This window comes from Micromonospora andamanensis (genome assembly GCF_016863495.1).
GTDB lineage: Bacteria > Actinomycetota > Actinomycetes > Mycobacteriales > Micromonosporaceae > Micromonospora > Micromonospora andamanensis.
Genome location: NZ_BOOZ01000004.1, coordinates 308,108 through 334,098, shown reverse-complemented (window position 1 = coordinate 334,098; position 25,991 = coordinate 308,108). Strand labels below are relative to the sequence as shown.

27 protein-coding genes and 1 riboswitch are annotated in these 25,991 nt (G+C 71.6%); of the genes, 12 read left to right on the top strand and 15 right to left on the bottom strand.

The window, feature by feature from the left end; genetic code table 11:
- Positions 1-25 precede the first annotated feature (25 nt).
- Positions 26-817, top strand: coding sequence for an endonuclease/exonuclease/phosphatase family protein (locus Van01_RS06385; protein WP_204001802.1), 792 nt, complete (start codon positions 26-28; stop codon positions 815-817).
- Positions 818-840: 23 nt separating this feature from the next.
- Here the strand turns inward: Van01_RS06385 and Van01_RS06380 are convergent, their stop codons facing one another.
- The 3 genes from Van01_RS06380 to Van01_RS06370 are packed head-to-tail and all read right to left on the bottom strand — an operon-like array spanning position 841 to position 3,454.
- Positions 841-1,662: an ABC transporter permease gene (locus Van01_RS06380; protein ID WP_204001798.1), complete on the bottom strand. Its 822-nt coding sequence runs from the start codon at positions 1,660-1,662 to the stop codon at positions 841-843.
- Positions 1,659-2,660 carry an ABC transporter ATP-binding protein gene (locus tag Van01_RS06375; RefSeq protein WP_204001795.1) on the bottom strand — a complete coding sequence of 334 codons (1,002 nt, stop codon included), beginning with the start codon at positions 2,658-2,660 and terminating at the stop codon, positions 1,659-1,661. Before Van01_RS06375 ends, Van01_RS06380 begins: the two co-directional genes overlap by 4 nt.
- Positions 2,657-3,454 carry an ABC transporter permease gene (locus Van01_RS06370; RefSeq protein ID WP_239098898.1) on the bottom strand — a complete coding sequence of 266 codons (798 nt, stop codon included), beginning with the start codon at positions 3,452-3,454 and terminating at the stop codon, positions 2,657-2,659. The genes Van01_RS06375 and Van01_RS06370 overlap by 4 nt, the downstream gene beginning before the upstream one ends.
- A gap of 100 nt (positions 3,455-3,554) precedes the next feature.
- On the opposite strand from Van01_RS06370, the gene Van01_RS06365 reads away from it, so the two are divergent.
- On the top strand, positions 3,555-4,430 hold the full coding sequence (locus Van01_RS06365) for a winged helix-turn-helix transcriptional regulator (protein WP_204001788.1): 876 nt from the start codon (positions 3,555-3,557) through the stop codon (positions 4,428-4,430).
- On the opposite strand, the gene Van01_RS06360 is transcribed toward Van01_RS06365, so the two are convergent.
- Together Van01_RS06360 and Van01_RS06355 are read right to left on the bottom strand one after the other, a co-directional pair.
- A complete protein-coding gene (locus Van01_RS06360; RefSeq protein WP_204001785.1) occupies positions 4,401-5,288 on the bottom strand; it encodes a bifunctional 5,10-methylenetetrahydrofolate dehydrogenase/5,10-methenyltetrahydrofolate cyclohydrolase in 888 nt (295 codons plus the stop codon). The genes Van01_RS06365 and Van01_RS06360 overlap by 30 nt on opposite strands.
- A 14-nt stretch (positions 5,289-5,302) precedes the next feature.
- Positions 5,303-5,386: riboswitch (ZMP/ZTP riboswitch) on the bottom strand.
- Between the two features lie 50 nt (positions 5,387-5,436).
- A complete protein-coding gene (locus Van01_RS06355; protein WP_204001782.1) occupies positions 5,437-6,435 on the bottom strand; it encodes a tyrosine-type recombinase/integrase in 999 nt (332 codons plus the stop codon).
- Positions 6,436-6,546: 111 nt separating this feature from the next.
- On the opposite strand from Van01_RS06355, the gene Van01_RS06350 reads away from it, so the two are divergent.
- Both Van01_RS06350 and Van01_RS06345 read left to right on the top strand, forming a co-directional pair.
- Positions 6,547-7,107 (top strand): cysteine hydrolase family protein, encoded by a 561-nt coding sequence (locus tag Van01_RS06350; protein WP_204001775.1) that lies wholly within the window; start codon positions 6,547-6,549, stop codon positions 7,105-7,107.
- 220 nt (positions 7,108-7,327) lie between these two features.
- Positions 7,328-8,050 (top strand): hypothetical protein, encoded by a 723-nt coding sequence (locus Van01_RS06345; protein ID WP_204001770.1) that lies wholly within the window; start codon positions 7,328-7,330, stop codon positions 8,048-8,050.
- Positions 8,051-8,078: 28 nt separating this feature from the next.
- Here Van01_RS06345 and Van01_RS06340 read toward each other — a convergent pair whose 3' ends face one another.
- Both Van01_RS06340 and Van01_RS06335 read right to left on the bottom strand, forming a co-directional pair.
- Positions 8,079-8,246 (bottom strand): hypothetical protein, encoded by a 168-nt coding sequence (locus Van01_RS06340; RefSeq protein WP_204001767.1) that lies wholly within the window; start codon positions 8,244-8,246, stop codon positions 8,079-8,081.
- Positions 8,247-8,398: 152 nt separating this feature from the next.
- Entirely contained in the window at positions 8,399-9,127 is a 729-nt protein-coding gene (locus Van01_RS06335; RefSeq protein WP_204001764.1) for an SDR family oxidoreductase, read from the bottom strand.
- Positions 9,128-9,269: 142 nt separating this feature from the next.
- On the opposite strand from Van01_RS06335, the gene Van01_RS06330 reads away from it, so the two are divergent.
- Positions 9,270-9,731: a peroxiredoxin gene (locus Van01_RS06330; RefSeq protein ID WP_239098891.1), complete on the top strand. Its 462-nt coding sequence runs from the start codon at positions 9,270-9,272 to the stop codon at positions 9,729-9,731.
- 72 nt (positions 9,732-9,803) lie between these two features.
- Positions 9,804-10,532: a hypothetical protein gene (locus Van01_RS06325; RefSeq protein WP_204001758.1), complete on the top strand. Its 729-nt coding sequence runs from the start codon at positions 9,804-9,806 to the stop codon at positions 10,530-10,532.
- A gap of 76 nt (positions 10,533-10,608) precedes the next feature.
- Here the strand turns inward: Van01_RS06325 and Van01_RS06320 are convergent, their stop codons facing one another.
- The 3 genes from Van01_RS06320 to Van01_RS06310 are packed head-to-tail and all read right to left on the bottom strand — an operon-like array spanning position 10,609 to position 12,759.
- The gene (locus Van01_RS06320) at positions 10,609-11,775 is read right to left on the bottom strand and encodes a GNAT family N-acetyltransferase (protein ID WP_204001748.1); all 1,167 of its coding nucleotides are present in this window, start codon (positions 11,773-11,775) and stop codon (positions 10,609-10,611) included.
- Positions 11,776-11,830: 55 nt separating this feature from the next.
- On the bottom strand, positions 11,831-12,298 hold the full coding sequence (locus Van01_RS06315) for an OsmC family protein (protein ID WP_204001746.1): 468 nt from the start codon (positions 12,296-12,298) through the stop codon (positions 11,831-11,833).
- Between the two features lie 2 nt (positions 12,299-12,300).
- Complete coding sequence (locus Van01_RS06310) at positions 12,301-12,759, bottom strand: MarR family winged helix-turn-helix transcriptional regulator (protein WP_204001744.1); 459 nt, start codon at positions 12,757-12,759, stop codon at positions 12,301-12,303.
- A 106-nt stretch (positions 12,760-12,865) separates the two neighbouring features.
- Between Van01_RS06310 and Van01_RS06305 the strand changes: the two genes are divergently transcribed.
- Entirely contained in the window at positions 12,866-13,303 is a 438-nt protein-coding gene (locus tag Van01_RS06305; protein ID WP_204001733.1) for a hypothetical protein, read from the top strand.
- A 31-nt stretch (positions 13,304-13,334) separates the two neighbouring features.
- Here Van01_RS06305 and cydB read toward each other — a convergent pair whose 3' ends face one another.
- Positions 13,335-14,333, bottom strand: a complete 999-nt coding sequence (gene cydB, locus Van01_RS06300; RefSeq protein WP_204001731.1) for a cytochrome d ubiquinol oxidase subunit II — start codon at positions 14,331-14,333, stop codon at positions 13,335-13,337.
- A gap of 14 nt (positions 14,334-14,347) precedes the next feature.
- Positions 14,348-15,760 carry a cytochrome ubiquinol oxidase subunit I gene (locus Van01_RS06295; RefSeq protein WP_204001729.1) on the bottom strand — a complete coding sequence of 471 codons (1,413 nt, stop codon included), beginning with the start codon at positions 15,758-15,760 and terminating at the stop codon, positions 14,348-14,350.
- A 178-nt stretch (positions 15,761-15,938) separates the two neighbouring features.
- Here Van01_RS06295 and Van01_RS06290 point away from each other — a divergent pair, with 178 nt between their 5' ends.
- Entirely contained in the window at positions 15,939-16,718 is a 780-nt protein-coding gene (locus Van01_RS06290) for a lysophospholipid acyltransferase family protein (protein WP_204001702.1), read from the top strand.
- A gap of 2 nt (positions 16,719-16,720) precedes the next feature.
- Here Van01_RS06290 and Van01_RS06285 read toward each other — a convergent pair whose 3' ends face one another.
- The 3 genes from Van01_RS06285 to Van01_RS06275 are packed head-to-tail and all read right to left on the bottom strand — an operon-like array spanning position 16,721 to position 19,459.
- Positions 16,721-17,086, bottom strand: a complete 366-nt coding sequence (locus Van01_RS06285; RefSeq protein WP_204001698.1) for a hypothetical protein — start codon at positions 17,084-17,086, stop codon at positions 16,721-16,723.
- Complete coding sequence (locus tag Van01_RS06280; protein WP_204001696.1) at positions 17,083-18,786, bottom strand: AbeC-like domain-containing protein; 1,704 nt, start codon at positions 18,784-18,786, stop codon at positions 17,083-17,085. Before Van01_RS06280 ends, Van01_RS06285 begins: the two co-directional genes overlap by 4 nt.
- Before the next feature lies 1 nt (position 18,787).
- Complete coding sequence (locus Van01_RS06275) at positions 18,788-19,459, bottom strand: hypothetical protein (RefSeq protein ID WP_204001693.1); 672 nt, start codon at positions 19,457-19,459, stop codon at positions 18,788-18,790.
- Between the two features lie 157 nt (positions 19,460-19,616).
- Between Van01_RS06275 and Van01_RS06270 the strand changes: the two genes are divergently transcribed.
- The 4 genes from Van01_RS06270 to Van01_RS06255 all read left to right on the top strand — a co-directional run bounded on the left by Van01_RS06270 (position 19,617) and on the right by Van01_RS06255 (position 25,944).
- On the top strand, positions 19,617-20,387 hold the full coding sequence (locus Van01_RS06270; RefSeq protein ID WP_204001690.1) for a glycerophosphodiester phosphodiesterase family protein: 771 nt from the start codon (positions 19,617-19,619) through the stop codon (positions 20,385-20,387).
- Between the two features lie 21 nt (positions 20,388-20,408).
- The gene (locus Van01_RS06265; RefSeq protein ID WP_204001689.1) at positions 20,409-21,803 is read left to right on the top strand and encodes an MFS transporter; all 1,395 of its coding nucleotides are present in this window, start codon (positions 20,409-20,411) and stop codon (positions 21,801-21,803) included.
- A 114-nt stretch (positions 21,804-21,917) separates the two neighbouring features.
- Positions 21,918-22,619 (top strand): thymidine kinase, encoded by a 702-nt coding sequence (locus Van01_RS06260; protein ID WP_373306215.1) that lies wholly within the window; start codon positions 21,918-21,920, stop codon positions 22,617-22,619.
- Between the two features lie 124 nt (positions 22,620-22,743).
- Positions 22,744-25,944 (top strand): FtsX-like permease family protein, encoded by a 3,201-nt coding sequence (locus Van01_RS06255; RefSeq protein WP_204001687.1) that lies wholly within the window; start codon positions 22,744-22,746, stop codon positions 25,942-25,944.
- Positions 25,945-25,991: the final 47 nt, after the last annotated feature.

Sequence of the window (25,991 nt, the reverse complement as noted above, 5' to 3'; positions counted from 1 at the left end):
CCCACGGCGTCGCTAAGGTGACAGCGTGCGCCTGGCCACGTTCAACCTGCTGCACGGCCGGTCCCTCACCGACGGCCTGGTCGACCCGGCCCGGCTGACCGCCGCCGTGGCCACCCTCGACGCCGACGTCCTGGCCCTGCAGGAGGTCGACCGCGACCAGTCCCGTAGCGGCAACCTCGACCTCACCGCCATCGCCGCCCAGGCCCTCGGCGCACCCGCGCACCGCTTCGCCGCCGCCGTCGTCGGCACCCCCGGCGAGGCGTTCCGCCCCCTCACCCACGACGACGACGGCCACGGCGAACCCTGCTACGGCGTCGGCCTGATCTCCCGCCACCCGGTCACCAGCTGGCGCGTCACCCGGCTGCACCCCGCACCGGTACGCTCCCCGGTCTACGTGCCCGGCCCCGGCGGCGGCCTCATCCTGCTGCGCGACGAACCCCGCGTCGTCCTCGCCGCGGTGCTGGACACCCCGCACGGCCGGCTCACCGTCGCCGCCACCCACCTGTCCTTCGTCGCCGGCTGGAACGTCCGCCAGCTCCGCCAGGTCATCCGCGCCCTGCGCGCGCTGCCCGCCCCCCGCATCCTGCTCGGCGACCTGAACCTGCCCGCCTGGGCCACCCGCGCCGTCTCCGGCTGGCACCTGCTGGCCCGCCGACCCACCTACCCCGCCGCGCAACCCCGCATCCAGCTCGACCACATCCTCGCCGACCGGCACGGCTTCGACCAGCTACCCCCGGTCACCGCCGTACGCACCCCACTGTCGACCATCTCCGACCACCGACCCCTGGTCGTCGACCTCGGCCGGGGTGTCTCCTGACGGCTCGGCCGAGCGGGGGTCGACTAGAAGACCTGAAGACCGCCGGTGCGCTGGACCCGCGCCTCACCCAGGCGCAGCAACGCCGAGGCACCGCCGAACAGCCCGACGGTCAACAGCGCCAACCACCCCAACGGGACCACCAGATCACCGAGGTCCGCCCGATCCAGCAGCGCCCCACGCAGCACCACCAGGCTGCTGGTCAACGGGAAAGCCAAGCCGACCACCTTGATCCACACCGGCAGGGCGAACAGCGGCAGCCGCACCCCCGCGACGAACCACAGCGGATCGTCAAGCAACGTGTACAGGAACGCCGAATCCCGAGAAAAGATCAACAGACTGTTGAGGAACGCGCCCCAGGCCACCGCCGGCACCAACAGCGCCACCGCCGCCACCACGTACATGCCGGGGTGGGCGACGTCCAGCACGTCGGCGGCGGTCGCCGCGGCCACCGCGAAGCAGCCGAACAACCAGGCATTCTGCGTCAGCGCCGCCGCACCGTTGCCGATCACCAGCGCCATCCGGCTGGCGGGGGAGAGGAACAACGCCTCCAAGGTGCCACTGACCCGCTCGAACGAGAAGTGCCAGGCCGACTGAACAAGCGAGAAGAAGAACGTGTAGGCCAGCGCCCCGGCGGCGAGAAACGCCAGCAGCCGCCGCGGATCGGCGGCCACCGGCCACCGCTGCGGCGCCGCCGCGGACTCCATCACCGGCAGCACCGTGTAGTACGTGGCGGCTAGGGTCAGCAGCGGCCACAGCAGCATGGAGAACAGCACCAACGGCTGCCCGAACAACCGCCGGTGCTGCTTGAGCGCCTCGGCCGCGACAACCCGCAGAGCGTGGCTCACCGTGCCACCGCCGCCGGGTCGGCCAGGGCGAGGATCGCGTCCTCCAGGGTCGGCGGAGTCACCGTCAGCCCGGCGACCGCCCCGCCCTGCTGGACCACCGCCGTGACCACCGCACCCACCAGGTCCTCCGGGTGGCGCAGCGCGAACCGTGGCCGACCCTCGTCGTCCACGTCGACGGTCAGCTCCGCGTCGTGCCGCACGGCCAGCGCACGCAGCGCGGCGGTGACCGACGGGTCGGCTTCGGCGAGCACGAGCCGCACGGTGTGCCGGCGAACAGTCTGACCCGCCAACTGCGCCGGACTGCCCTGGGCCACCAACGATCCCCGGGCGATGAGGTACACGTGCCGGCACAGCTGCTCCACCTCCGCCAGGTAGTGGGAGGTCAACAGCACCCCGACCCCGTCCGCGGCCAACTGGGCGATCAGCGCCCGCAACTGGTGGGCGATCGGCGCGTCCAGACCCAGCGTCGGCTCGTCCAGCAGCAGGTACGCCGGATCGTTGATCAGGCCACGGGCGATGACCAACCTCTGACGCATGCCCCGTGAGTACCGCTCCACCGGCAGCCGCGCCGCCTCGGTCAGCCCCACCAGGTCGAGCAGCTCACCGATCCGGACCCGCAACCGGGCCCGCGGCACGTCGTACAACTGGCCGAAGTACCACAGGTTCTCCCGGGCGGTCAGCCGGTCGTACACCATCCGCTCGCCACCGGAGATCACATTGATCCGTCGGCGTACCTCACGGGCGTGCTCGACCACGTCCAACCCGTCCACGCTCACCGTGCCGCCGCTGGGCCGCAGCAGGGTGGACAGGATCCGGATGGTGGTGGTCTTGCCGGCACCGTTGAGACCCAGCAAACCGGTGACCTGACCGGGCGGAATCCGCAACGACAGCCCGTCCACGGCCGGTACCGGCGCGGCGGCCGGCCGACGGCGCCAGCCCTGCCAGCGCCGAACCGGAAACGTCTTGCGCAGGTCGGTGGTGACGATGCCAGTGCTCATGCGCGCGCACTCCGATGCAGCGCCCGCCGCTCGGCGGGCTTGAGGATGGACAGCCCGACCAGCAGATACGCCCCGCCCAGCAGGAGACAGACGGCGAAGGCGGGCCAGGGATCGACGTCGGCGCCGGGCAGGGTGGCCGCCCGCAGCACCCGCAGCGCCCAGGTGACCGGCAGCGCCTCCCCGAGCCAGCGCGCCGCCTGCGGCAGATAGCTTGTGGGGAACGTGAACCCGCACAGCAACGCCATCGCGGTGAACAGGGTGTTCTGGGTGATGTGAGCCTCACCCGCGGCAAGCATGAGCGCGCTCAACGGCACCGACATGCCGACCACCGCCACGGTCGCCGCCACCGTCGCGGCCAGCAACGTCAGCGGCTCGGGCACGCTCAGCCGCACCCCCAGGACACCGGCCACGGCGACCAGCACGGTGATCTCCACAGCTGTGGTGCTCAACGCCTGCGCGGTCACCCCCAACAGGTACGGCAGGCGCCGCGCCGGGGTGAGCAACTGGCTCTCCAGGGTCCCCTCGCGGTACTCGGTGATCTGCGCCTTGGCCACCCACAGCACCATCCGGGTGGTGAAGGTCAGCGCGGCGGCGCCGATGGTGACGTAGCCGAGATAGTCGGCGCTGCCGGTGGCCGCGGTGAAGCTCGCCCCGACGCGACCGCCCCCGATGGCCCGGTACGCCAACATCGACACCCCGATGGTCAGCACACCGGTGGCCAGGGTGCCGACGAAGTACGTCCACGGGTAGGCGCGCACCGTGATCCGCCAGTTGCGCACGAAGGTGGCCCCCATGACCGACACCGCCACACCTCCCGGTGAGTTCCCAAAGGGAACTTACTATGGGGGCGTGGGCACGTACACCCCCCACCCACCACTGAGGCAGGATCCGACCATGACCAACCGCCGCCGCGCCGACGACACCTGCGGCATCGCCCAGGCAGCCGCCGTGCTCGGCGACTGGTGGAACCTGCTCGTGCTACGCGAGATCGCCCGCGGCCACCACCGCTTCGACACCCTCGTCACCGAACTCGGCGTCTCCCGCAAAGTCCTCACCCAACGCCTGCACGACCTGGTCGACCACGACGTCCTCACCCGCCGCCCCTACCAGCAACACCCACCCCGCCACGAATACGTACTCACCGACCGCGGTCGCGCCCTGCTACCCACCCTCGTCACCATGCAGGACTGGGCCGACCGGTGGGTGCTCGGCGACGGCAACCTCACCGCCACCACCGAACCCGACGGCGCCGAAGCAACCCGCGTCCAAACCCTCGTCGGCACCCGGATACCCGCCGACGTCACCCTCACCGCCACCGACCGCACACCCACCGACCCGGTCGCCACCACCCCCACCACCGTGCTGTTCACCTATCCCGGCACCGGCCTGCCCACCCCCACACCCCCACACTGGACAGACATCCCCGGCGCCGCCGGCTGCACCCTGGAAAACCGCCTCTTCCGCCAACAGTGGAACGACTTCACCGCAGCCGGCGCCACCGTCCACGGCATCAGCACCCAACGCCCCGACGAACAGGCCGCCTTCGCCGCCGCCGAAGCCATCCCGTTCACCCTGCTCTCCGACACCGACCTGCGACTGACCGCCGCGCTGCGCCTACCCACCTTCCGCGCCGGCCAGCAGACCCGCCTCAAACGCCTCGTCCTCGTCGCCGACCACACCCGGACGATCACCGCCGCGATCTACCCGGTCACCGACATCCCCACCGCCGTCACCGACGCCCTACGACTGGTCCGCCAGACCAGCCGCTGACCGCGCCGCCCGCAACGCGTTGCGGAACAGCATCGCCACCGTCACCGGACCCACCCCACCGACCCTCGGCGTGATCGCCCCCGCCACCGCCGCACACGACTCATCCACATCCGGCAGCAACCGACGCCCCGCGTACCGCACCCCACCACCGACCACCACCGCACCCGGACGCACATGCTCCGGCCGCACGATGCCCGGCACCCCGACCGCCGCCACCAGAATGTCCGCCCGACGCGCGTACCTCGGCCAGTCCACCACCCCGGTGTGCACCACAGTCACCGCCGCGTTCGCCGTCGACCGCTTCTGCGCCAGCAGCATCGCCAACGGCCGCCCCAACGTCGCCCCACGACCCAGGATCACCACCTCACGGCCGGCCACCGGCACCCCGTGATGGGCCAACAACGCCTCGACCGCCGCCGGCGTACACGGCAGCGGCCCCGGCAACCCCAACGCCAGCCGCCCCATGTTCACCGGATGCATGCCGTCCACGTCCAGATCCGGGTCGAGAACCTGCAACGCCCGGTCGTAGTCCAGACCACCGGGGACCGGATACTGCACCAACACCCCGTGCACAGCAGGATCGGAGTTGAACCCGGCCAGCACCGCGTGCAGATCTGCCTGCGACGCCGACGCCGCCAACCGCACGTGCGGCGCGGCGAAACCCAGCTCCGCCGCCTGCCGAGACTTGATCCGGATGTAACCGGCACTGGCCTCGTCGTCACCCACCAGCACCGTCGCCAACGTCGGCGTCACCCCCGCCGCCCGCAACTCCGCCACACCCTCGGCCACCTGGGCCAGAACCGCCTGCGCCACCGGCGCGCCGGGCAACAACCGCGCGCTCGTCCTCGTCGTCGACATGGCTCACCCCGCCCGTGGCGGGCCCAGGCGGACGACCCCCACGACGAGCTTCCCGATGGTCGATCCCATCCCCGATGCCGCCAGTCGCGTCGCCGCCAGCCTGCCACACCACCGGCCGCCCCATGACCCCACACAGCACCGCGCCGCCTCAGTCAGGAGCCGAGAACAACCCCGCCAACGCCCGGTTCGTACGGTTGGCCCGCACCGCCTCCCGCTGCTGCCCCGAGGTCACCTCGATGTACGTCTGCGACGACGCCAACGACGCGTGCCCCAACAGCCGCATGATCTCCGCAGCCCCGGCACCGTCCTCGGCCAACCGCGTGGCGAACGTGTGCCGCAACGCGTGCAACCGCGCCCCACGCGGCACCCGGTCACCGATCCCGGCTCGCCGGTAGCAGGACTCCACCAGGTACTGCAGACCGCCCCGGCGCAGCGGCTCACCCCGGCGATCCACAAGCAGCGGCGACAACTGCCGCACCGTACGCGCGCCGAAGCGGCGGGCACGACTGTCCAGATAGCTCGCCAGCACCGCGTCCAGATCCGGCTCGATCGGCAGCACCCGGGGACGCCCGCCCTTGCCGGCCACCTCCAGCCGCCGCTCACCGGGGCGGCCACCGAGCGAACCGACCCGCAACGCCAGCAGCTCCGACAGTCGCAGCCCCGCGCACAGGGCCAACGCCAGCACCGCCACGTCCCGCTCCGGCCAGGGGTCCCGTTGCCGGCCCTCGGCCCGCGCGACCGAGGTGAGCAGGTGTTCCGGTGTGTCCTCGCCGCGCAGCGGCTTGGGCGTCGGCAGGGGAGTGCGGGGACGTCCCACGGCCGGCATCGGATTACCGGACACCACCTGCTCGGCGACCAGGAAGGAGAAGAAGCCGTTCCAGGTCGACCAGGCCCGACCGACGGAGTTGGCCGCCCGGCCGGCGGCGAATCGGGCGAACGCGGCCCGCATCATCCTGGGGGAGAGCGCGTCGACCGGCAGGTCGGCCAGGGGGAGGGGAGGGGTGGACAGTTCGGCGGCGAGCGCGGCGACAGCTGTCAGATCCCGCCGGTAGGCGACCTGTGTGTGGGGGGAGGGCTTCCGGGTCGCCCGGGCGGTCAGGAACTCCTCGATCAGTACGGCTACCGATTCGTCCTGTTTGTCATGCATAAGGGATATTATGCATGATTCTCGCGTTCCGTGCCCGAGGGGAGGGGAGCGTTTCTGTCAGGGGTCGTGACTACGGTGGAACACCGAATTCACCGTCACCGGAGGTGTGCCATGACGACCCTGCCCGAGCGACCCAACACGGCCCTGCTCGTCATCGACGTGCAGAACGGGGTGGTGACGGGCGCCCACAACCGCGACGGCGTCATCGCCAACATCAACACTCTGCTGGGTAAGGCCCGCGCCGAGGGCACGCCGGTCGTCTGGGTGCAGCACTCCGACGACGGCCTCCCGCAGGGCAGCGACGCCTGGCAGTACGTGCCCGAGCTGGTCCGCGAGGAGGGCGAGGCGCTTGTGCACAAGCGCTACGGCGATTCGTTCGAGGACACCGACCTGGAGGCGGTCCTGGCCGAGCGCGGCGTGGGCCGGCTGATCGTCACGGGCGCGCAGACCGACGCGTGCATCCGGTCGACCCTGCACGGCGCGTTCGTACGGGGCTACGACGCGACGCTCGTCGGCGACGCGCACACCACGGAGGACCTGACCGCCTACGGCGCGCCGCCGCCGGAGCAGGTCATCGCCCACACCAACCTGTACTGGAGCTTCCACCGGGCGCCCGGTCGTCAGGCCGGGACCGTCGAGACCAGCGAGGTCAGCTTCGGTCCGACCGACTGACCGTCGTCGACCCTCGTGGGGCCCCGACGCGGTCAGGGGCAGGGGCTCGCTTAACTTTACATAATGTACATTATCGAATCGGCGCGGATGGTCGTCGTTGAGTAGAGGAAGGGCCGCCGGCGTGCGGCTTCCCACCTCTGGCGTTCACGACGTCGACGATGCGGCGAGATGAGTACGGCGACTCATGCGTCGTCTGACTGCGGCCAGCATCCTCGCCATCATGACTCTTCGTCACCTGGTCACATCGGCGGCAGCCGCAGCTCTGGTGCTCACGCTGGCGGCCTGCGGGTCGGACGCACCCACGCGCGAGGAAGCCACCCGGGAGGCGCAATCGGCAGCGGTCCGGCAGGCAGGTGCGTCGAGCGCCGAGCAGCTCAGCATCCTGCTCTCCGACGTGGCCCGGGCGTCGCCGCTCAGGCCGGTGGCCGTGGCGACGCGGGACATCTGCCATGCCGGCGACACGAACGGTCTGTGGGCCCACGACGAGTACCGCATCAGTTGCGGTCTCACCGAGACCAGGTATCTCGGGGCCGACGGTGACTTGCTGGAGGTGCTGCGGGAGGTCGACAGGCACGCCCGAGCTGCCGGGCTGGTGCCCTCCACCGAGTCGGCCATCGAGGAGGTCGAGAGCTACTACGCGGCGAACGGTAGGACCGATGACGGATTGCTGCTGCCCCTGCCCGGGTTGGGCTACCTCGTCCCCGGGCAGGACTGGACTGTTCAGGTCGGCTGGTCGCAGGACTGGGCTGGGCAGGCCGAGTCGTCACGGCTCGGCGACCCGCTGAACAGCCAGCCCGTACCGGATCTCACCTGGCCCACGGTCTTCGTCGAGGCGCGACCGGTCGACCTCGACGCGCTACGGGACGGCCCGTTGCGGCGGCACCAGCATGTTGTCACCATCTCCTCGGGGATCACCTACCACGAGGTGCCGTGGCCGGCCTGACGGTGGACTCGCACCGACCGTCGATCGCTCAGCGGTGCTGTTCGTGGCCGGCGCGCTCGTCCACCATGTGTCGGGCGTACCAGTCCGGCCAGTCGGGGTCGGGGTGGCCGAGTTCCTTCTCGTGGCGGTCGTGGGCGGACGCCGCCCGGCGCAGCGCCGCGGCCAGGTCGTCCACCGAGTCGTAGGTGGTCTGCATGTCTGCTCCCCTCCTGCGTCGGGTGGCCGCCGGGCAGCCGGAGCGCGGTGGCGGCTTTCGTGGGGCTACCCGGGTGCCCGGCGCGCATTCCCCGCTCGGCCTGGTTCGTTGGCGTCGTGCCCGCGCACCGTCCGGAGCTGGCCGGTCGGCGGTCAGAGGCCGCCGCCGACGCGGAGGATGGCGCCTGTGGTGTAGGAGGCGTCAGGACTTAGCAGCCAGGTGACGGCGGCGGCGACCTCGTCGGGTTCGCCGGGGCGGCCGAGTGGGATGCGGCTGGCGGCGCGGTCGGGTCGGTCGGGTTGGCCGGAGAGGGCGTGGATGTCGGTGCGGATGATGCCGGGTGCGACGGCGTTGACGCGGATGCCACGGGGCGCGAGTTCCTTGGCCAGGCCGATGGTGAGTGCGTCGGTGGCGGCTTTGACGGCGGCGTAGTGGACGTACTCCCCTGGGCTGCCGAGGGTGGCGGCGACTGAGGAGAGGTTGACGATGGCGGCGCCGTCGGTCATCCGGCGGGCGGCCTGTTGGGCGCAGAGGACGTAGCCGAGGAGGTTGACGTCGATGACGCGGCGCAGGTCGTCGGGGTCGAGGTCGGTGAAGGGGCCGATCGGGCTGGTGATGCCGGCGTTGTTGACCAGGCCGGTGAGGGTGCCGAGTTCGGCGGCGGCGTCGAACAGGGCGGTGACCTGGTCGGGGTCGCGGGTGTCGGCGGGGACGGCGATGGCGCGTACGCCTGTGGCGCGCAGGTCGGCCACGACGGTGTCGGCGGCGGTGTGGTCGCGGCGGTAGCCGATTGCGATGTGCTGGCCGGTGTGGGCGAGGCGGCGGGCGGTGGCGGCGCCGATGCCGCGGCTACCGCCGGTGATGACTGTGACGTTCGTCAATTGGCCTCTCCCCTGCCCTGAGCCGGTGTCGGGGACGTTACCGGGGTGGTCGCGGTGGTGGGTAGCGCGGTGTGGTCGGGCGCACTGCCGGTGGTGGTCGATGGCATACGCTCGCGGCCTCAGTGTCGGTGGGGAGGTTCGCGTGGCTGGTGTCGGTGTCGGGGATCTGGTCGAGGATTTCGAGTTGCCGGACGAGACGGGTCGGCCGCGGCGGTTGACGGAGTTGCTGGCGTCGGGGCCTGTGGTGTTGTTCTTCTATCCGGCGGCGATGACGCGGGGCTGCACGGCGGAGAGTTGCCACTTCCGGGACCTGGCTGCGGAGTTCGCGGCGGTGGGTGCGCAGCGGGTGGGTATCAGCCGGGATTCGGTGCAGCGGCAGGCGGAGTTCTCGCGGCTGCACGGGTTCGACTATCCGTTGCTGTCGGATCCGGATGGTGTGGTGGCGGACCGGTTCGGGGTGCGGCGGAGGTTGCCGTTGGGTCCGTTGAGTACGCGTCGGATGACGTTCGTGATCGGGGTGGATCGGCGGGTGATCGAGGTGGTGCACAGTGAGTTGGGCATGAATGATCACGCCGATCGGGCGTTGCGGGCGTTGGGGGGCTGATCTTCGGGTTGTCGCTGGTGGCTGGTATCAAGGCAGGCGTCTGAACAGGTGTACGAGGAATGAGGTTGGGCGATGGGTGCCGCTGGTCAGGGACTGTCCGAGGACGAGGTGCGCGGCATCCGGGAGGCGTTGGCCGCGGGGCGTAAGCCGAAGGTGGTGTTCACGGCGGCGGCTGGTCAGATCGCCGGTCAGCTGGGTCAGGTGGTGGGGTTGACCGATCCGGCGGAGTCCGACGAGTTCGTGGTGGTGCGGTTCGGGCGTGACGAGTTGCCCTTCTCCCCCACCGATGTGGCGGTGGCGCCTCGGGGTGCGGGTCGGCGACCGGTGGAGTCGAAGCCGGAGCCGGAGCCGGTCGAGCCGGCGGTGGTGGAGCCGGAGTTCGTGTTGGACCGGGTGCCGCAGCAGCGCGGTGACGAGGTGCCGCGCCGGGAGGAGCAGTCGCGTGGAGAGGAGCCGAGGGTGGAGGCCGTGGAGTCGAAGGTGGAGGCGAAGCCGGCCCGGCGGGCGGTGAAGGCGGCGAAGCCCAAGGGACCGGCGGGGTTGACTGTCACGTTGGCCTATGCCGAGGGTGAGTGGACGGTGGCGGCTCAGCAGGGTGGCAAGGTGTTGGCCAAGCCGTACGTGCTCAAGCCGGCGGAGGCGCTGCGGATGGTGGCGTTGGTGGATGTGCCGGGGGTGCATGAGGCGGTGGAGCAGATCCTGGCCGCGGAGCGGTCCGAGGCGGAGCGGCAGGCGGAGAAGTTGCGGGCGGAGTTGGCGGAGATCGAGGCCCGGTTGGCGGAGTTGCGCGAGGCGGGTTGAGCGACGCCGTTGGTCTTAACCGACCTGTGGCCCGGCCGCGCACACCCCACGTGCCCGGCCGGGCCGCCGCCGTTTGTCAGAAGTAGTCGATGAGGTGGGCGGTCGGTCCGGCGGCGAGCAGGTCCAGGGGGCTCGGGTCGGGTGTGCTGTGGTGCAGCAGTCCGGTTTCGGTGAGGGTGCGGGCGGTGGCGGTGCCGGTGTAGAGGCGGGCGAAGCCGCGTACGGTCAGGTGCAGGTCGGCGTCGGTGCTGCTGCGGCGTAGCTCGGCGTGGCCGTCGGCGACGGTGAGGTGCCAGGTGCCGGTGTTCCAGTCGGCGAGGTCGTCGGTGAGGGTGAAGGTGACCTGGCCGCGGGTGTGGGTGGGCCAGCCGCGGGCGGCGACGGCGCGGGCGATGTCGACGGGTCGGTGCATCCAGGCATGGCGTTCGTGTTCGCGGGCCTGTTCCAGGGGCAGGTGGGTGCTGATGGTGTCGCCGGGCAGTGGGGTCAGGCGCAGGGTCGGGGTGACGCTGTACCAGCTGGCGAGGACGCCGACGAGGGTGCGGGCGGCCTCTGCGGTGGTGGCGAGGATGTCTTCGACGGTGAGGACGGCGTCGGGACCGTAGCCGCGACCTCGGTCCCAGCCGGCGTAGCCGACGAGGTGTCCGTCGTGTTCGACGACTGTGAGTCCGTCGTAGGGCAGGGTGTCGGTGGCGGTGAATCGGCGGTGGGTGCGGGTGAGCAGGCCGTTGCGGTGGTGTGCGACGCGTCGGTAGAGCTCGGTGGTGGCGGGCAGGTCGGCGGTGGTGCCGGTGCGGACGGTCAGCCGTGGGTCGGTGCGGTGTCGGGGCAGGGTCGCGGTGGGCAGGTCGAGGGTGCGTAGCTGTCCGGTGATTTCCCAGCCGCAGGCTCGGTAGGGGGCGGCGGTGGTGGGGAACAGCGTGCTGATGGCGGCGCCGCGGTCGCGGGCGTTGCGGAGCAGGGTGGTCAGTAGGGCTCGGGCGACTCCGGTGCCGCGGGCCTCGGCTGCGACGGCGACGCCTGCGATGTCTGCGGCGGGTACGCAGTGTCCGGTCCACCACTGTTCGTCGTGCAGGTCGACGGCCTTGCCGATGAGGTGTCCGGTGGGGTCGAAGGCGCCGTAGGCGGTGCGGCCGGTGGCGGCTGGTGGTGGGGGTGGTTGCGGGTCGGAGCCGAAGGCGAGCCGGCCGAGTTGCCAGGCGTCGTTCAGGTCGTCGGGGGTGAGTTCACGCACGTCGGGCACGGGCCGACGATAGCGGTAGTGGTGGTGGGGTCGATCGATTTTGTGGGTCGGGTGGTCAGCTGGTGGTGACGGGGTGGTGGCGGACCGGGAAGTTGACCGAGTTGGCGATGAAGCAGGTGTGGTGGGCGTCGTCGTGCAGTGCGGTGGCGAGGTCGGCGGTGGTGGGGTCGGCGAGGGTGACGTGGGGGCGCAGGAGCACCTCGGTGAAGTGGCCGTTTCCGGTGTTGTCGGTGGTCATGGTGCCGGTGGCGTGGTCGACGTAGTCGGTGACGATGATGCCTTTGTCGGCGCACAGGTGCAGGTAGGCGAGCATGTGGCACTGGGACAGGGCGGCGAGCAGGAGTTGTTCGGGGTTCCAGCGGGTGCGGTCGCCGTGGAAGGTGGGGTCGGAGCTGCCGGGGATGGGTGGGCGGCCGTCGGTAGTGATGTCGTGCTCGCGTCGGTAGTCGCGGTAGCCGCTGGTGCCGGTGCCGAGGTTGCCGGTCCAGGTGACGGTGGTGGCGTAGTGGTGGGTGCGGGCCATGGTCAGCCTTCCGGTTGGGTGTGGTGGGTGAGCAGGAGGTCGAGCAGGCGGACGAGTTCGCGGCGGTCGGCGGGGTTCAGGGGGGCGAGGAGGGTGTCCTGGGCGGTGTCGAGGGCGTGTTGGAGGTTACTGAGTTCGCGTCGGCCGGTGGGTGTGATGTGGACGATGTTGCGGCGCCGGTCGGTGGGGTCGGGTTGGCGGCGTACGAGGTGGCGGTCGGCGAGGTCGTTGAGGGTGGCGACGATGTCGCTGCGGTCGATGCCGCTGTGTCGGCCGAGGTCGGCCTGGCTGGCGGGGCCGGTTTCGGCGAGGGTGGCCAGTAGCCGGTAGTGGTAGCCGCGGGCGTGGTGGGGGCTGAGTGCGGCGGTGACGAGGCGTCCGGCGTGGGCGGCGGTCTGGGTGAGCAGCCAGCTGGGGGTGGTACGCAGGCGGCCGGGCGTGGGGGTGCTGGGGTGCTCCATGTGGTGACTGTACGCGTTTTGTTGGCGGCACCCACGACCCGTGTTATGTTGGTTGTGCCAACGTTGGTTGTGCCAACGTTGGTTGTGCCAATGTAAAGGGGTTGCCATGTCCACCACCCTCAACGGGCAGATCCTCGGCCGGACCCACTACGCCACCCGGGCGGTGCTGGAGCGGGAGCTGAGCCGGCTCGGGTTGAGTTTCGCGCAGGCGCTGCTGCTCAACGCGCTGGCCGCCGCCGACGCTCCGCTCCCCCGGGCCGAGGCCGCCCGCCGGCTGGTCGAGGCGGTGAAGGTGCCGACCGCGACGGCGCACGGCACGCTTGCCGAGCTGATCGCGGCGACAATTGTGGCGCCGCTGCCCACCGACGCCTCCCGGGTCGCGCTGACCCCGACCGGACGGCACACGCAGCAGCTGGTCGCGGCGGCTTCCGCCGAGATCGGCGCCCGGCTGTGGGCCGATCTTTCCGCCGACGACCTGGTGGCGGCGGCGCGGGTGCTGGAGGTGGTGCGCCGCCGCGCCGAGCAGGCCCTGGCGGCGGCCTGACCGGGCCTACGGACCCGGTCCGGGCCGACGCTCAGTGCTGCGGGATGTGGGCCACGCCGATCCGCTTGCGGAACACCCAGTACGTCCAGCCCTGGTAGGCCAGCACGATCGGGGTGAAGAACACCGCCACCCAGGTCATGATCGTGAGGGTGTAGGGGGTGGAGGCGGCGTTGGTGGCGGTGAGCGTGCCGGCGGGGTCCAGCGTGGAGGGCAGCACGTTCGGGAACAGCGCGGCGAACAGGGTCGCCACGGCCAGACCGATGGCGGCGGCGGTGCCGGTGAACGCCCAGCCCTCGCGGCGTACCGTGGCGGCCGCGAGACCGCCGAGCAGGGCGAGCGCGGCGCCGACGGCGAGCACGACGGCGGCGGTGCTGGAGCGGATGGTCAGGGTCCAGCTCAGGAAGGCCACCGCGAGGACGGCCGCGGCCACGCCCAGGCGCACGGCGAGCGCGGCGGCCCGGGCGCGGATGTCGCCGACGGTCTTGAGGGCGACGAAGACGGCGCCGTGGGTGGCGAACAGCGCCGCCGTGGTGGCGCCACCGAGCAGGGCGTACGGGTTGAGCAGGTTGAGCAGTCCGCCGACGTACTCGTGTTCCGCGTCCAGCGGTACGCCGCGCAGGATGTTGGCGAACGCGACGCCCCACAGGATCGCCGGGACGAGGGAGCCGACGAAGATGGCGTTGTCCCAGCGCCGTTTCCAGGTCGCCTCGGGTCGCTTGTGGCGGTACTCGAAGGCGACGCCCCGGGCGATCAGGGCCAGCAGGATGAGCAGCAGGGGCAGGTAGAAGCCGGAGAAGAGGGTGGCGTACCACTCGGGGAAGGCGGCGAACATGGCGCCGCCGGCGGTGATCAGCCAGACCTCGTTGCCGTCCCAGACCGGCCCGATGGTGTTGATCATCACGCGGCGTTCCTTGTCGTCGCGGCCGAGGACGGGCAGCAGCATGCCGACACCGAAGTCGAAGCCTTCGAGGATGAAGTAGCCGGTGAACAGCACGGCGACGAGGAGAAACCAGATGGTGGTCAGTTCCACTGTGGGGCTCCGGGTCAGTAGGCGAAGGCGAGCGGGCGCTCGGCGTCGTCGGTGTCGTCGGGTTCGGGGGTCGGGGTGACGTCGGGTACGCCGGCCTTGGCGTAGCGGATCAGCAGTTTCACCTCGATGACGGCGAGGACGGCGTAGATGAGGGTGAAGGCGGTGAAGGAGGTGAGGACCTCGGTCAGGGAGACGCTGCGGGACACGCCGTCGCGGGTGAGCATCTCGCCGAAGACGATCCAGGGCTGGCGGCCCATCTCGGTGAAGATCCAGCCGAAGGAGTTGGCCAGCAGCGGCAGGATCGGCATGACCAGGCCGGCGCGCAGCAGCCACCTGCTGGTGGGGGTGCGGCCCTTACGTTGGCTCCAGAGCACCAGCAGGGCGATGGCGGCGGCGGCGAGCCCGAATCCGATCATGAGCCGGAAGCTCCAGTAGGTGACCGGGATGATCGGGGTGTAGCTGCCGGCGCCGTACTGGGCGCTGTAGAGGGCCTGGAGGTCGTTGATGCCCTGCACCGTGCCGTTGGGGTCGCCGGTGCCGAGGTAGGACAGCAGGTACGGGATCTTGATGGCGAACAGTTCCCGGCTGCCGTCGAGGCTGCCGATGGTCAGGACGGAGAACGACGCGGGGCTCTCGGTGGAGTAGAGCCCTTCGGCGGCGGCCATCTTCATCGGCTGCACCTGCGTCATGATCTTGCCTTGGATGTCGCCGGTGATGACGACGACTGTGGCGGCGACCAGGGTGACCCAGGATCCGAAGCGGGCGGCGAAGCGGTAGGCCGGGGTGTCGGCGCTGTCGCGGTTGCGGATGAGGTGCCACAGGGCGACGGCCACCAGCAGTGACCCGGCGACCAGGAAGGCGCCGGCGATGGTGTGCGGGAAGGTGATCAGGGCGACCTTGTTCGTCAGCACGGCGACGAAGTCGGTCAGTTCGGCCCGGCCGGTGTCCGGGTTGTAGCGGTAGCCGACCGGATTCTGCATGAACGAGTTGGCGGCGAGGATGAAGTACGCCGACAGGTTGGTGCCGATGGCGGCGGCCCAGATGCTGGCCAGGTGCAGGCGGGCGGGCAACCGGTCCCAGCCGAAGATCCACAGGCCGATGAATGTGGATTCGAGGAAGAAGGCGACGAGGGCCTCGATGGCCAGAGGGGCGCCGAAGATGTCGCCGACGAAGCGGGAGTAGTCGCTCCAGTTCATGCCGAACTGGAATTCCTGCACGATGCCGGTGACCACGCCCATCGCGAAGTTGATCAGGAAGAGCTTGCCGTAGAACTTGGTGAGTTTGAGGTACTTCTCGTCTCCGGTGCGGTGCCAGAGGGTCTGCAGGATGGCGACCAGCACGGACAGGCCGATGGTCAGCGGCACGAAGAGAAAGTGGTAGACGGTGGTGACACCGAACTGCCAGCGGGCGACGTCCAACGCGTCCACCTGCTACCCCCCAGGCTATTCATACTACAAGACGTAGTAAATACTACAGCGCGTCGTACGTGGGTGGGCAGAGGCGGGCGGCCCGAACTGGACCGGGACCAATGACCCTGCTCACCTCTGCCGTACGGCCCGCCCTGGCCGCCACGGTCGGCGCCCGCCGTGCGACCATGTCCCGCTGATGGAAGCAGCCCACTCCCCCTGGCGTCCGCCGCTGATCTGGCGCGTCGCACTGCTGCTGGCCCGCGTCGTCGTCGGGATGCTGGCCCGGCTGGAGGTCACCGGCGACATCCCGGCCCGGCTGCGCGACGGGCCGCTCATCCTGGCCGCCAACCACATCAGCCCGTTCGACCCGATCGTGCTCGCCGCGGCCTGCCGGGCCCGCCGGGTGGCACCCAGGATCATGGCCACCGGCGGACTGTTCCGCGCCCCGCTGATCGGCACCGCGATGCGCAGCGCCGGGCACATCCGCGTCGACCGGGGCACCAGCGGCGTACACCGGGCCCTGGACGACGCCGCCGCCGCGGTCGGTGCCGGCGCGCCGATCCTGGTGTACCCGGAGGGGCGTATCGGCCTCGATCCGGGCATGTGGCCCGAACGCGGCAAGACCGGTGCCGCCCGGCTCGCCCTGGCCTGCGGCGCGCCGGTCATCCCGGTCGCCCAGTGGGGCTCACACGAGGTGCTGCCCTACAGCGCGCCCAGGGGGATGCTGCGTGGCATCGCCCGGGCGCTGCGCCACCGCCCCACCGTACGGGTGCACTTCGGTGACCCGGTCGACCTGGCCGAGGTGCCCCGCGCCGTGCCCGGTGCGGCTCGGCTGGCCACCGACCGGATCATCGACGCGCTCACCGACACCCTCGCGCCGCTGCGACCGGACGAACCCGACCGGCCCCGCCACGTCGACCCGAGCCGGCCTGTCGACACCACCCGCGCGCATCGACGCCGTCCCGCCGCCGGCTGAGCTCAGGTCGCCTGCTGCACCGCCCGCAGCACCTCGGTCACCGCCGAGGCGACAGGTGCCACCGGGGCGGCCAGCGCCGCCAGACGCTGCAGCAGGGCTGTCACCCGGGCCGGTTCCGGATCCGGGCGGGCCAGCTGGACCCGCAGTTCGGCGGCCACCGCTCGGGCCGACTCCGGCAACTCGTCACGGTGCTTGTCGAGCGTCTGCACCAGTTGGGCGACCAGAGCCGGCACGTCCACTCCCGGTGCCGTGGCCCACAGCGTCCCGCCGACCGCGTGTGCTCCCGGACCCACCGCCTGGTTGCCGACCTGACTCACCCCGCCCGACTGCTGGATGCCGAAGTTGATCGAGTTGTCGGACGTGGTCATGACGGCCTCCCGGTGCCGGCTCGGCGGGCCGTGCCCTGCGGCGACGGCTGCTCTGTGGTGGTCTGCTGCTCCGCCCGGGCCCCGGCACCCACCGCCTGGTTGCCGACGACGCTGAGGCCACCGGTCTGGATCACGCCCTGGTTCAGGATCATCGTCTGCCGGGTACGGAACTCGGCGGTGTCCACGCCCCGGTCCTCCAGGAAGTCGACGATGGCCGCCAGCACGTGCCGCTCGACCACCTTGAGATGCTTCGCGGCGTCGAGCACCTGGAAGTAGTTGTGGTAGGTGGTCCCGGTGGCCATCTCCCGCACCCCGGCGCGGGCACCGTAGTCGTAGCCGAGATCCTCACGGGCCATCCGACGGAACCGCGACTGCCGGATCTGGTGACGCAACACCTGGACGCCGTCGCGTACCAGGCGCAGCGGCGCGCCGAAGGCGGTGGGTACCAACTGCTCGGCGGCGCCGGTGAACAACTGGACGAACTGGCGCACCGGGATCCACTCGGTCAACCGGTCCACGTCGTGGTACTCGAAGCGGGGCGGTTCCAGCAAGGTCCGGGCGCACTCCAGGTAGAGCACCCGACCGTCGGTGGAGAAGTGCAGGAACGTGCAGGCCACCACCTCACCGCCCCAGGACGGCACCAGGGCGCACAGGAAATGCCGGGCGGCGCCCTGCGGCCGGCTGGCCACCGCCCGCAGCCGCTCGTCGGTCCAGCGTTGTCGGGGCATCTGGCTGCGCTCGGGCAGCAGCTGCGCATCGTCGGTCAGCAGACCGCCGTGGACGAAGACCCGGTCCTCCAGCACCAGCCCCGCGAGCCGTTCCGGATTCAGCTCCGGATCGCCGGCCGGGTCGAGCCGGATCGCCGCCAACCGGTGCCGTACATGGTCGATCAGGTCCACCACGGCGAACCGTACGTCGGCGTCGGCGCTCGGCGATCCGGACAGCTGCGGCTCGGCCCGGTGGATCGGCAGGGCGAACGACCAGCCGGCCACCGGGGCGCCATGCCCGACGAACGGGGTGTACCCGCTGTAGATCGTCACGTTGCCGTGCTGCGCGGTGTCGACAGCCGCCAGGCGTGCGGCGTGGCGCTGCGGCGCCGGGGTGGTGCCGGACGCCGGGGGCTGGAAGTGGCCACGGCGCAGCCGCTCCACGAGCAGCTGCCGGGTGCCCAACAGGTGCATCACGAGGATGAGGTACGCGACCAGGCCGGCCACCAGCGCCAGCCACGGCAGGCCGACCGTCCAGCTGAGCGTGCCGTCGTCGGAGTCGATCCCGGCGAACTGGATCAGCAGCCACAGCGACACCACGGTGGCCGCCACGAGGGCAAGCACCGAGGCGAGCGGACCGAGCGGGCCCTGCCGGTTCGTCCGGGACAGCGACATGCTGATCGCCAGCACCGCCGCGGCCAACAGCGTCCACAGCGGCGCCAGCATCAGGGCCATGCCTCCGGCGATCAGCAGGCCGGCGTCGCGGCGGATGCGTCGCTGGCGTGCCTCGAAGCAGTGCCGCAGCACGGTGGTCAGGTCGAACCCGACCGAGGGCGCCACCGCACGCAGCTCGTCGTCGAAGACCTCGGCCAGGACCGAGTCGGCGAACGTGTCGTCGGTGTGTGCCGCCACGCACAGGTAACGGGTCGCCTCGCTTGTGACGTCCGCCGGGTTCGCCGTCGCCACCTCGGGAGTGACCTGTCGGATCACCATGTCAGTTGCCTCCCAGGCCGGGGACGGTCGGTCGGGACCGGGGCCGTCGGGTCGACACCGCCGCCAGCAGCAGACCGACGACGAGGCCGCACAGCAGCGCCCGGATCAGTTCGTTGAACAGTTCCCCGCGCATGGCCGACCCGACGTAGATGCCGGTGTCGACGGCCAGGTGCACCAGGACGCCACCGACCGTGGCGAGCAGCGCCGCCACCACAGTGGCGCCGAGCGTGCCGAAGAACCGGTACGCCCGTGACGGCGGGGCCCCGGCGGTCAGCCTGCGCAGCACCACCAACACGATCAGGAGGAACAGCGCCACCTGGGCGTTCTGCGCGAGTTGATAGCCGGACAGCGTCTCCGGACCGTCGGCGCTGCCCCACCGCAGCCACGACAGACCCAGCAACATCGCGTCGAGCATGGTCGTGACGATCCCGGCCGGGCCGTCGGCCCGGGGCAGACGGATGCTCAGCTCCCGGATCGCCTCGTATCCCCAGGGGCTGCCGACGACAAGCGTCGTCGCCAGCAACGCCCCGAAGCCGGACGGGATCTGCCTGGTCCTCGTGCGGCGCGGCGACGGAACCCGCCCGGGCAGCGCGTGCACGGGACGGATGGTCAACGCCGCCGGCGCCGGGGACGTGTCGTCACGTCGCTGTGCGGGATCCGTCCACGCCATCACCGGGGCATTCTCGCCAGCGTCGGCCGAGCGGGGAAGATTACTGTCCGGCATCTGGCAGTCACCAGCGGGTACGAGTGGGTGCGTGGACGACCTGACGAATCCGGCTCGCCGCCAGGCCGCCACCGGACGGTCACCGGGGCCAGGCATACTGCGCCGCGTGCCCACGACCGCGCACCCCTACCTCGACGCGCCCGCCCCGCTGGCCTTCGCGCACCGCGGCGGCGCCGCCGACGGCGACGAGAACACCGCAGCCGCCTTCGCCCGGGCGGTGGAGCTGGGCTACCGGTACGTCGAGACCGACGTGCACGGCACCGTCGACGGGGTGGCCGTGGTGTTCCACGACGACACCCTGGAGCGGGTCACCGGGCAACGTGGCCGGGTGGGTGCGATGCGCTGGGCCGACCTGGCCACGGTGCGCGTCGGCGGCTCCGCCGTGGTGCCGCGCCTGGACGAGGTGCTCGACGCGTGGCCCCAGGTGCGCTTCAACATCGACGTCAAGTCCGATGCCGGCGTGACGCCCACGGTGACCACCGTCCACCGGGCCGGTGCCGGCGACCGGGTGCTGCTGGCCTCGTTCAGCGACGCCCGGCTGACCCGGTTGCGGGCGTTGACCGGCGGTCGGGTCGCCACCAGTCTCGGGGTACGCGGGGTGGCCCGGCTGCGGTGGGCCTCGTGGACCGGGCGGCCACTGCGGTTACCGCCGTCGGTGGTGGCCGCGCAGGTGCCGGTGCGTTACGGCCGGGTGCCGGTGGTCGACGGTCGCTTCCTGCGGACGGCCCACCGGCTCGGCCTGCAGGTGCACGTCTGGACGATCGACGAACCTGCCGAGATGCACGAGTTACTTGATCTTGGTGTTGATGGCATCATGACCGACCACGTCGACGTGCTGCGCGACGTCTACCGCAGCCGCGGCCACTGGGCCGCCTGAACACCTGGGCGGAGGACCCCCATGGCCGAGACGGTCACCCCGGCGGCGCAGGACATCCCGCCACCGCGCAGCACCAGGCGCGAGCGCACCGGCTGGTACTTCTACGACTGGGCGAACTCGGCCTTCCAGACCACGGTCATCACGGTCTTCCTCGGGCCGTTCCTGACAAGCGTGGCCGAGGTGGCCGCCGGGTGTGAACTCGGCGCGGACGAGTGCGCCGGGTACGTGTACCCGCTCGGCGTCAAGGTGGCCGCCGGGTCGTACTACCCGTACCTGATCTCCCTGTCGGTGCTGCTGACGGTCTTCGTGCTGCCGGTGATCGGCGCGATCGCCGACCGGTCGCTGCACAAGAAGCGGCTGCTGGCCGCCACGGCGTACACCGGTGCCGCCGCGACAGTCGGGATGCTCTTCGTCACCGGCGACCGGTACCTGCTCGGTGGCGGGCTGTTCGTGGTCGCCAACATCAGCTTCGGCGCGGCGATCGTGGTGTACAACTCGTTCCTGCCGCAACTGGGCGGGCCGGACGAGCGCGACGCGATCTCCAGCCGGGGCTGGGCGCTCGGCTACCTGGGCGGCGGTCTGCTGCTGGCGTTGAACCTCGTCGCGGTGCAGTCGTTCGACAACGGCACCGCCGAGCGCACCCTGGATCTGGCCCGCTGGTCGATCGTCTCGGCCGGGCTGTGGTGGGCGGCGTTCACCCTGGTGCCGCTGCGCTGGCTGCGGGAGCACCCCACCGCCGCCGCGCTGGCCGCCGGTGGCCGCAGCAACGTGCTCACCGACGGGTTCCGGCAGCTCGGCCGCACTCTGCGGGAGATCAAGGCGTACCCGCTGACGCTGTTCTTCCTGCTGGCGTTCCTGGTCTACAACGACGGCATCCAGACGGTGATCACCCTGGCCAGCCAGTACGGCACCGAGGAGCTGCGGCTGGGGCAGAGCACTCTGATCGTGACGATCCTGCTTGTGCAGTTCCTGGCCTTCGGCGGTGCGCTGGGGCTGGGTGCCCTGGCGGGGCGGATCGGGGCCTGGAAGACGGTGCTGCTCAGCCTGGTGCTGTGGACGGCGGTGATCATCGCGGCGTTCCGGTTGCCGGCCGAGGCGCCGCTGCCGTTCATGGTGCTCGGCGCGGCCATCGGCCTGGTCCTGGGCGGCAGTCAGGCACTGAGCCGGTCCCTGTTCAGTCAGCTGATCCCGGCCGGCAAGGAGGGCGAGTACTACGGCTTCTACGAGATCAGCGACAAGGGCACCAGTTGGCTCGGCCCACTCGCGTTCGGCCTGGTGTTCCAGCTCACCAACTCCTACCGGGTCGGTCTGGTCTCGCTGCTGATCTTCTTCGTGGTGGGCTTCCTGCTGCTGCTGGCGGTGCCGATCCGGCGGGCCATCGTCGCCGCCGGCAACACCCCGCCCCGGGTGCTCTGACCCGGCGGGCGTCGCTGCGATGATCGACACCGTCGGCCGACCACCCGCGCGTGTCGGGTGCCTGCCGCACTAGGCTGCCGGTCCGTGACGACCGACGATGCCGTACCGACCTGCCTGGCCCGCCCACCGCTGCCCGGTGAGGACGACAACCCGGCCGGGTGTGTCGCCGCCCGCGGTGTCGACGGGCGGCCGGCGCACGCCGCCGCGCTGCGGTTCTACTGGGGGCCGATGGACTGCGGCAAGTCCACGATGGCGCTGCAGATGAACTACAACCATGCCCGGCAGGGACGCCGGGGACTTGTCACCACCCGCATCGACCGTTCGCTCGGGCCGCAGGTGACCACCCGCATCGGACTGGCCCACGAGGCCATCGAGGTGACCGACGCGCTCGACCTGCGCACCCTGGTGCGCGACGCCTGGGCCGACGGCGTACGGGTGGACTACCTGATCTGTGACGAGGCCAGCTTCTACTCGGTCGAGCACGTGGAGCAGATGGCCGACCTGGTCGACAGCTACGACGTCGACGTGTACGCCTTCGGTCTGGCCACCGACTTCCGCTCCAGCCTGTTCCCGGCGGCGCAGCGGTTGTTCGAACTGGCCGACTCGGTCGCCCGGATCCAGGTCGAGGTGCTCTGCTGGTGCGGTCGCGAGGGCCTGCTCAACGCCCGCGTCGCCGACGGGCAGGTGGCCCGCGAGGGCGCCCAGGTCGTGATCGGCGACACGGTCGACACCGCCGACGTGCGCTACCAGGTGCTCTGTCGGCGGCACCACCGCGCCGGTGACCTGGGCCCCGGCAGCGGAGCGCCCGGCACCTGAGGCCGCGTCCTGCATAACGAAATGATCACCGCTGCGAACCTTTCCCGGGACTCGGCCCCTTCTGGTACACGACGGCAGTAACCAGGGGCCACCTCGGCCCGCGAACTGACGGGGGTACAGGAACATGAGGTTCGCGTTGCGGCGTGCCCGGGCCACGAGGGGCCTGCTGCTGGCAGCCGCCGGGGCGGCGTTGGTGGCCACCGTCGCGCTCACCGGTCTGGCGGCGTACAACCGGGACGTCGTCGACTCCGGCACCCGCAACGTGCTGACCGCGGCCACCGCCGAGGAACGCTCGATCCTGGTACGCGCCTCCGCCGGCCGCACCGGGGAGGCGCTGCGGGACCGTGACGACGCGTTGCGGAAGCAGGTCGCCGCCGACCTGGCCGGGCTGCCTGCCCGGGTCAGCACCGCCGGGTACGCGGCCGGTCGACAGCTGCGCGGCGACACCGGCGACGCCGTCGCCGACCGCAGCGGGGCCACCTACGCGTCGGTGATGTTCCTCGACGATCTGCCCGCGCACGCCCGGTTGAGCGCCGGGTCGTGGCCGCAGACCGGGGCCGACCCGGTGCAGACCGCGATCGCCGAGGTGGCGGCGACGACGCTGCGGGTGGGCGTCGGCGACCGCATCCCGATCACCGACGGGCTCAGCGGACAGGTCACCGAGGTAGTCGTGACGGGTGTGTTCACCCCGGTCGACCCGGACGCCGCGTACTGGCGGTTGGCGCCGGAGACGACGACCGGTTCGCTGCCGCAGGCGGCCACCTACGGCCCGATGACGGTGTCCCGGGACGACTTTGTCACCAATTTTCTGGCCAACGCCTCCGCCGGCTGGCTGGTCGAGCCCGATCTGGCCGGGGTCGGCCCGACCGCCCTGGACCGGCTCGCCGACGCCGCCGGCAGGATCACCACGAGCAGCCCGGCCGAGGCCGGTCTCGGTGAATCGGCGGTGGTCAGCGGTGACCTGGTGGACCTGGTGCAGCGGCTGCGCCAGACCACCCTCGTCGGCCGGTCCGCCCTGGTCACCCCGATGCTGCTGGTGGTGGTGCTCGGCGGCTACGCGCTCCTGCTCGTGGCGATCCTGCTCACCGAGCACCGGCGGGGTGAGACGGCACTGCTGCGCGCCCGAGGTGCCGCCCGCTGGCAGGTGGCCGGGCTGACCGCCCGGGAGGCCGCCCTGGTCGTCCTGCCGGCCGTGGTCCTCGCCCCGCCTCTGGTGATGGAGCTGCTGGGGCTGGCCGACCGGCTGCCCGGGCTCGCCGCCGTCTCGCTACGGCCGGACTGGGCCGACCCGACGGTGTGGCTGGTGGCCGGGCTCGCGGCCGCCGGCTGCGCGGCCGCGATGATCGGTCCGAGTCTGCGTCGGGGCGACAGTTACGTCGCGGACCTGGCCAGCCGCTCCCGCCCGAGCCGGCGGGGCATGGTGCAGCGAGCTGGGCTGGACGTCCTGCTCGTCGGCCTGGCCCTGCTCAGCTGGTACCAACTGAGCAGGTACTCGTCCCCAGTGTCCCGGTCCCGCGGCGGTGAACTGGGCGTCGATCCACTGCTGGCGGCCGCGCCGACGCTCGGTGTGCTGGCCGGGGCGGTGCTCGCGTTGCGGCTGCTGCCGCCGCTGGTGCGGCTTACGGAACGCTGGGTGGACCGCCGGCCGTGGACCGCCGTGATGCTCGGTACCTGGCAGACCGGCCGGCGTCCGCACGCCGGCCCGGTGCTGCTGCTCGCCCTCGCCGTGGCGGTCGGCACCCTGGCCTGGTCCCTCGCCGGGACCTCGCAACGTTCCCTCGACGACCAGGCCGCCCACCGGGTCGGTGCCGACCTGCGCCTGACCGAGGCCAAGGGTGCCGCCTCCGACGGCCGCGCGGACCAGCTCGCCGCCCTCCCGGGGGCCCGGGCGGTCCTGCCCGCCTGGCGGGAGCCGGCACGTCTCGGGTCCGGCACCGAACCGGCCACCATGGTGGCGGTGGACGCCGATGCCGCCGACGGGGTGCTGCGGCTACGTTCGGACCTGGCCGGTGGGTCCACCGAACGGCTGCTCGGCGGCCTCGCCGACGCGCGGGTGCAGGCGCCGCAGACGGTGTTGCCGGTGGGTACCCGGCGGCTGACCGGCCAACTACGTACTCGCGGTGACGTCGACAGTGGCGTGCCCATCCGCCACGAGATGGTGCTCAGCGACGCCCGCGGCGAGCACCGTCGGGTGACCCTGGGCTCCACCGGCTGGGGTGGTGAGCCGCTGCGGTTCTCCGCCGAGTTGCCGGCCAGCGACGAACCGTGGCGGTTGGCCGGCTTCACCGCCGATACCCTCGGTGCCCCGCGGCTGAGCCTCGACTGGCGGTTGTCGGACCTACGGGCCAGCCCGGACTCCACCGCTGGCACGCCTGTGGACCTGGCCACGGACGGGGCGTGGCACCTTGTCGACCGCGCGGGCGCGACGACTGCGGGGACGGTTTCCGGCACCACGCTGGCCGGCCGCTACGAACGGGACATACCGGCGGGCTGGTTCGCCCGGAACACCCCTGTGCAGATGGCCGTCACCCGGACCGCCGGGCCGGGCCGGGTGCCGCTGGTCGCCACCGGTGCGGCGCTGGACATGCTGCACGTCGACGTCGGGGCACAGACCCGGCTGTTCCTGGGTGGCGCCGAGGTCGACGTCGTGGTGGTGGACCGGGTCGCGGCGCTGCCCGGCGACGTGCGGGACGCCGCGTTGCTTGTCGACCTGCCGTCGTTGCGGACCCGGCTGTTTCACGAGCGCGGCATCGTCCGCGCGCCCCAGGAGTGGTGGGTCGCCGTCCGGCCGGGTGCGGCGGCACAGGTCGCCGGGGCGGCCGCCGCGCTCGACGACCTGACCGTGCTGGATCGTCAGGACGTCGCCGACGAGCTGGCTCGCGACCCGTTCGGCGTGGGTGCCCGTGGCGCGCTCTTCGTCGCCGCCCTGGCCGCGGTGCTGCTGGCCACGGTGGGCGTGGCCGTGGACGTCAGCGCCACGGCACGGCGCCGGGCCAGGGAACTGGCGGTGCTGCACACCCTCGGCGCGGGTCACCGCCTGGTGGCCCGGTCGTTGCTGGCCGAGCAGGCGTTCCTCGCCGGCATGGGTGTGCTGGTGGGGTTGGCCGTGGGCGTCGGGGTGGCGGCGACGATGGCCCCGCTGGTGATCCTGACCCCGTCGGCGGACCGCCCCGATCCTCCGCCATTACTCACTGTCGACTGGCCGCCGGTGCTGGGTACCGGCGTCGGACTGCTGGCGCTGGCCCTGGCATTCAGCGCCGCAGTGTCGGTCAGTGTGCGGCGACGGCTCACCGCCGCGCACCTACGCGCCGGGGAGGACCAGTGAGTGCGAGGAGTGAGCTGGCGAGCCCCGCAGTCGCAAACGAAAGGCTG

Bases quoted from the DNA above. Each gene is read 5' to 3' on its own strand.
- Van01_RS06315 (WP_204001746.1), bottom strand. From the start codon at position 12,298: ATGGCCCGCACCCACCACTACGCCACCACCGTCACCTGGACCGGCAAC.
- Van01_RS06365 (WP_204001788.1), top strand. From the start codon at position 3,555: ATGACCAACCGCCGCCGCGCCGACGACACCTGCGGCATCGCCCAGGCA.
- Van01_RS06370 (WP_239098898.1), bottom strand. From the start codon at position 3,454: ATGGGGGCCACCTTCGTGCGCAACTGGCGGATCACGGTGCGCGCCTAC.
- Van01_RS06285 (WP_204001698.1), bottom strand. From the start codon at position 17,086: ATGACCACGTCCGACAACTCGATCAACTTCGGCATCCAGCAGTCGGGC.
- Van01_RS06340 (WP_204001767.1), bottom strand. From the start codon at position 8,246: ATGCAGACCACCTACGACTCGGTGGACGACCTGGCCGCGGCGCTGCGC.
- Van01_RS06265 (WP_204001689.1), top strand. From the start codon at position 20,409: ATGGCCGAGACGGTCACCCCGGCGGCGCAGGACATCCCGCCACCGCGC.
- Van01_RS06255 (WP_204001687.1), top strand. From the start codon at position 22,744: ATGAGGTTCGCGTTGCGGCGTGCCCGGGCCACGAGGGGCCTGCTGCTG.
- Van01_RS06325 (WP_204001758.1), top strand. From the start codon at position 9,804: ATGGGTGCCGCTGGTCAGGGACTGTCCGAGGACGAGGTGCGCGGCATC.
- Van01_RS06280 (WP_204001696.1), bottom strand. From the start codon at position 18,786: ATGGTGATCCGACAGGTCACTCCCGAGGTGGCGACGGCGAACCCGGCG.
- Van01_RS06345 (WP_204001770.1), top strand. From the start codon at position 7,328: ATGACTCTTCGTCACCTGGTCACATCGGCGGCAGCCGCAGCTCTGGTG.
- Van01_RS06350 (WP_204001775.1), top strand. From the start codon at position 6,547: ATGACGACCCTGCCCGAGCGACCCAACACGGCCCTGCTCGTCATCGAC.
- Van01_RS06310 (WP_204001744.1), bottom strand. From the start codon at position 12,759: ATGGAGCACCCCAGCACCCCCACGCCCGGCCGCCTGCGTACCACCCCC.
- Van01_RS06360 (WP_204001785.1), bottom strand. From the start codon at position 5,288: ATGTCGACGACGAGGACGAGCGCGCGGTTGTTGCCCGGCGCGCCGGTG.
- Van01_RS06375 (WP_204001795.1), bottom strand. From the start codon at position 2,660: ATGAGCACTGGCATCGTCACCACCGACCTGCGCAAGACGTTTCCGGTT.
- Van01_RS06305 (WP_204001733.1), top strand. From the start codon at position 12,866: ATGTCCACCACCCTCAACGGGCAGATCCTCGGCCGGACCCACTACGCC.
- Van01_RS06355 (WP_204001782.1), bottom strand. From the start codon at position 6,435: ATGCATGACAAACAGGACGAATCGGTAGCCGTACTGATCGAGGAGTTC.
- Van01_RS06290 (WP_204001702.1), top strand. From the start codon at position 15,939: ATGGAAGCAGCCCACTCCCCCTGGCGTCCGCCGCTGATCTGGCGCGTC.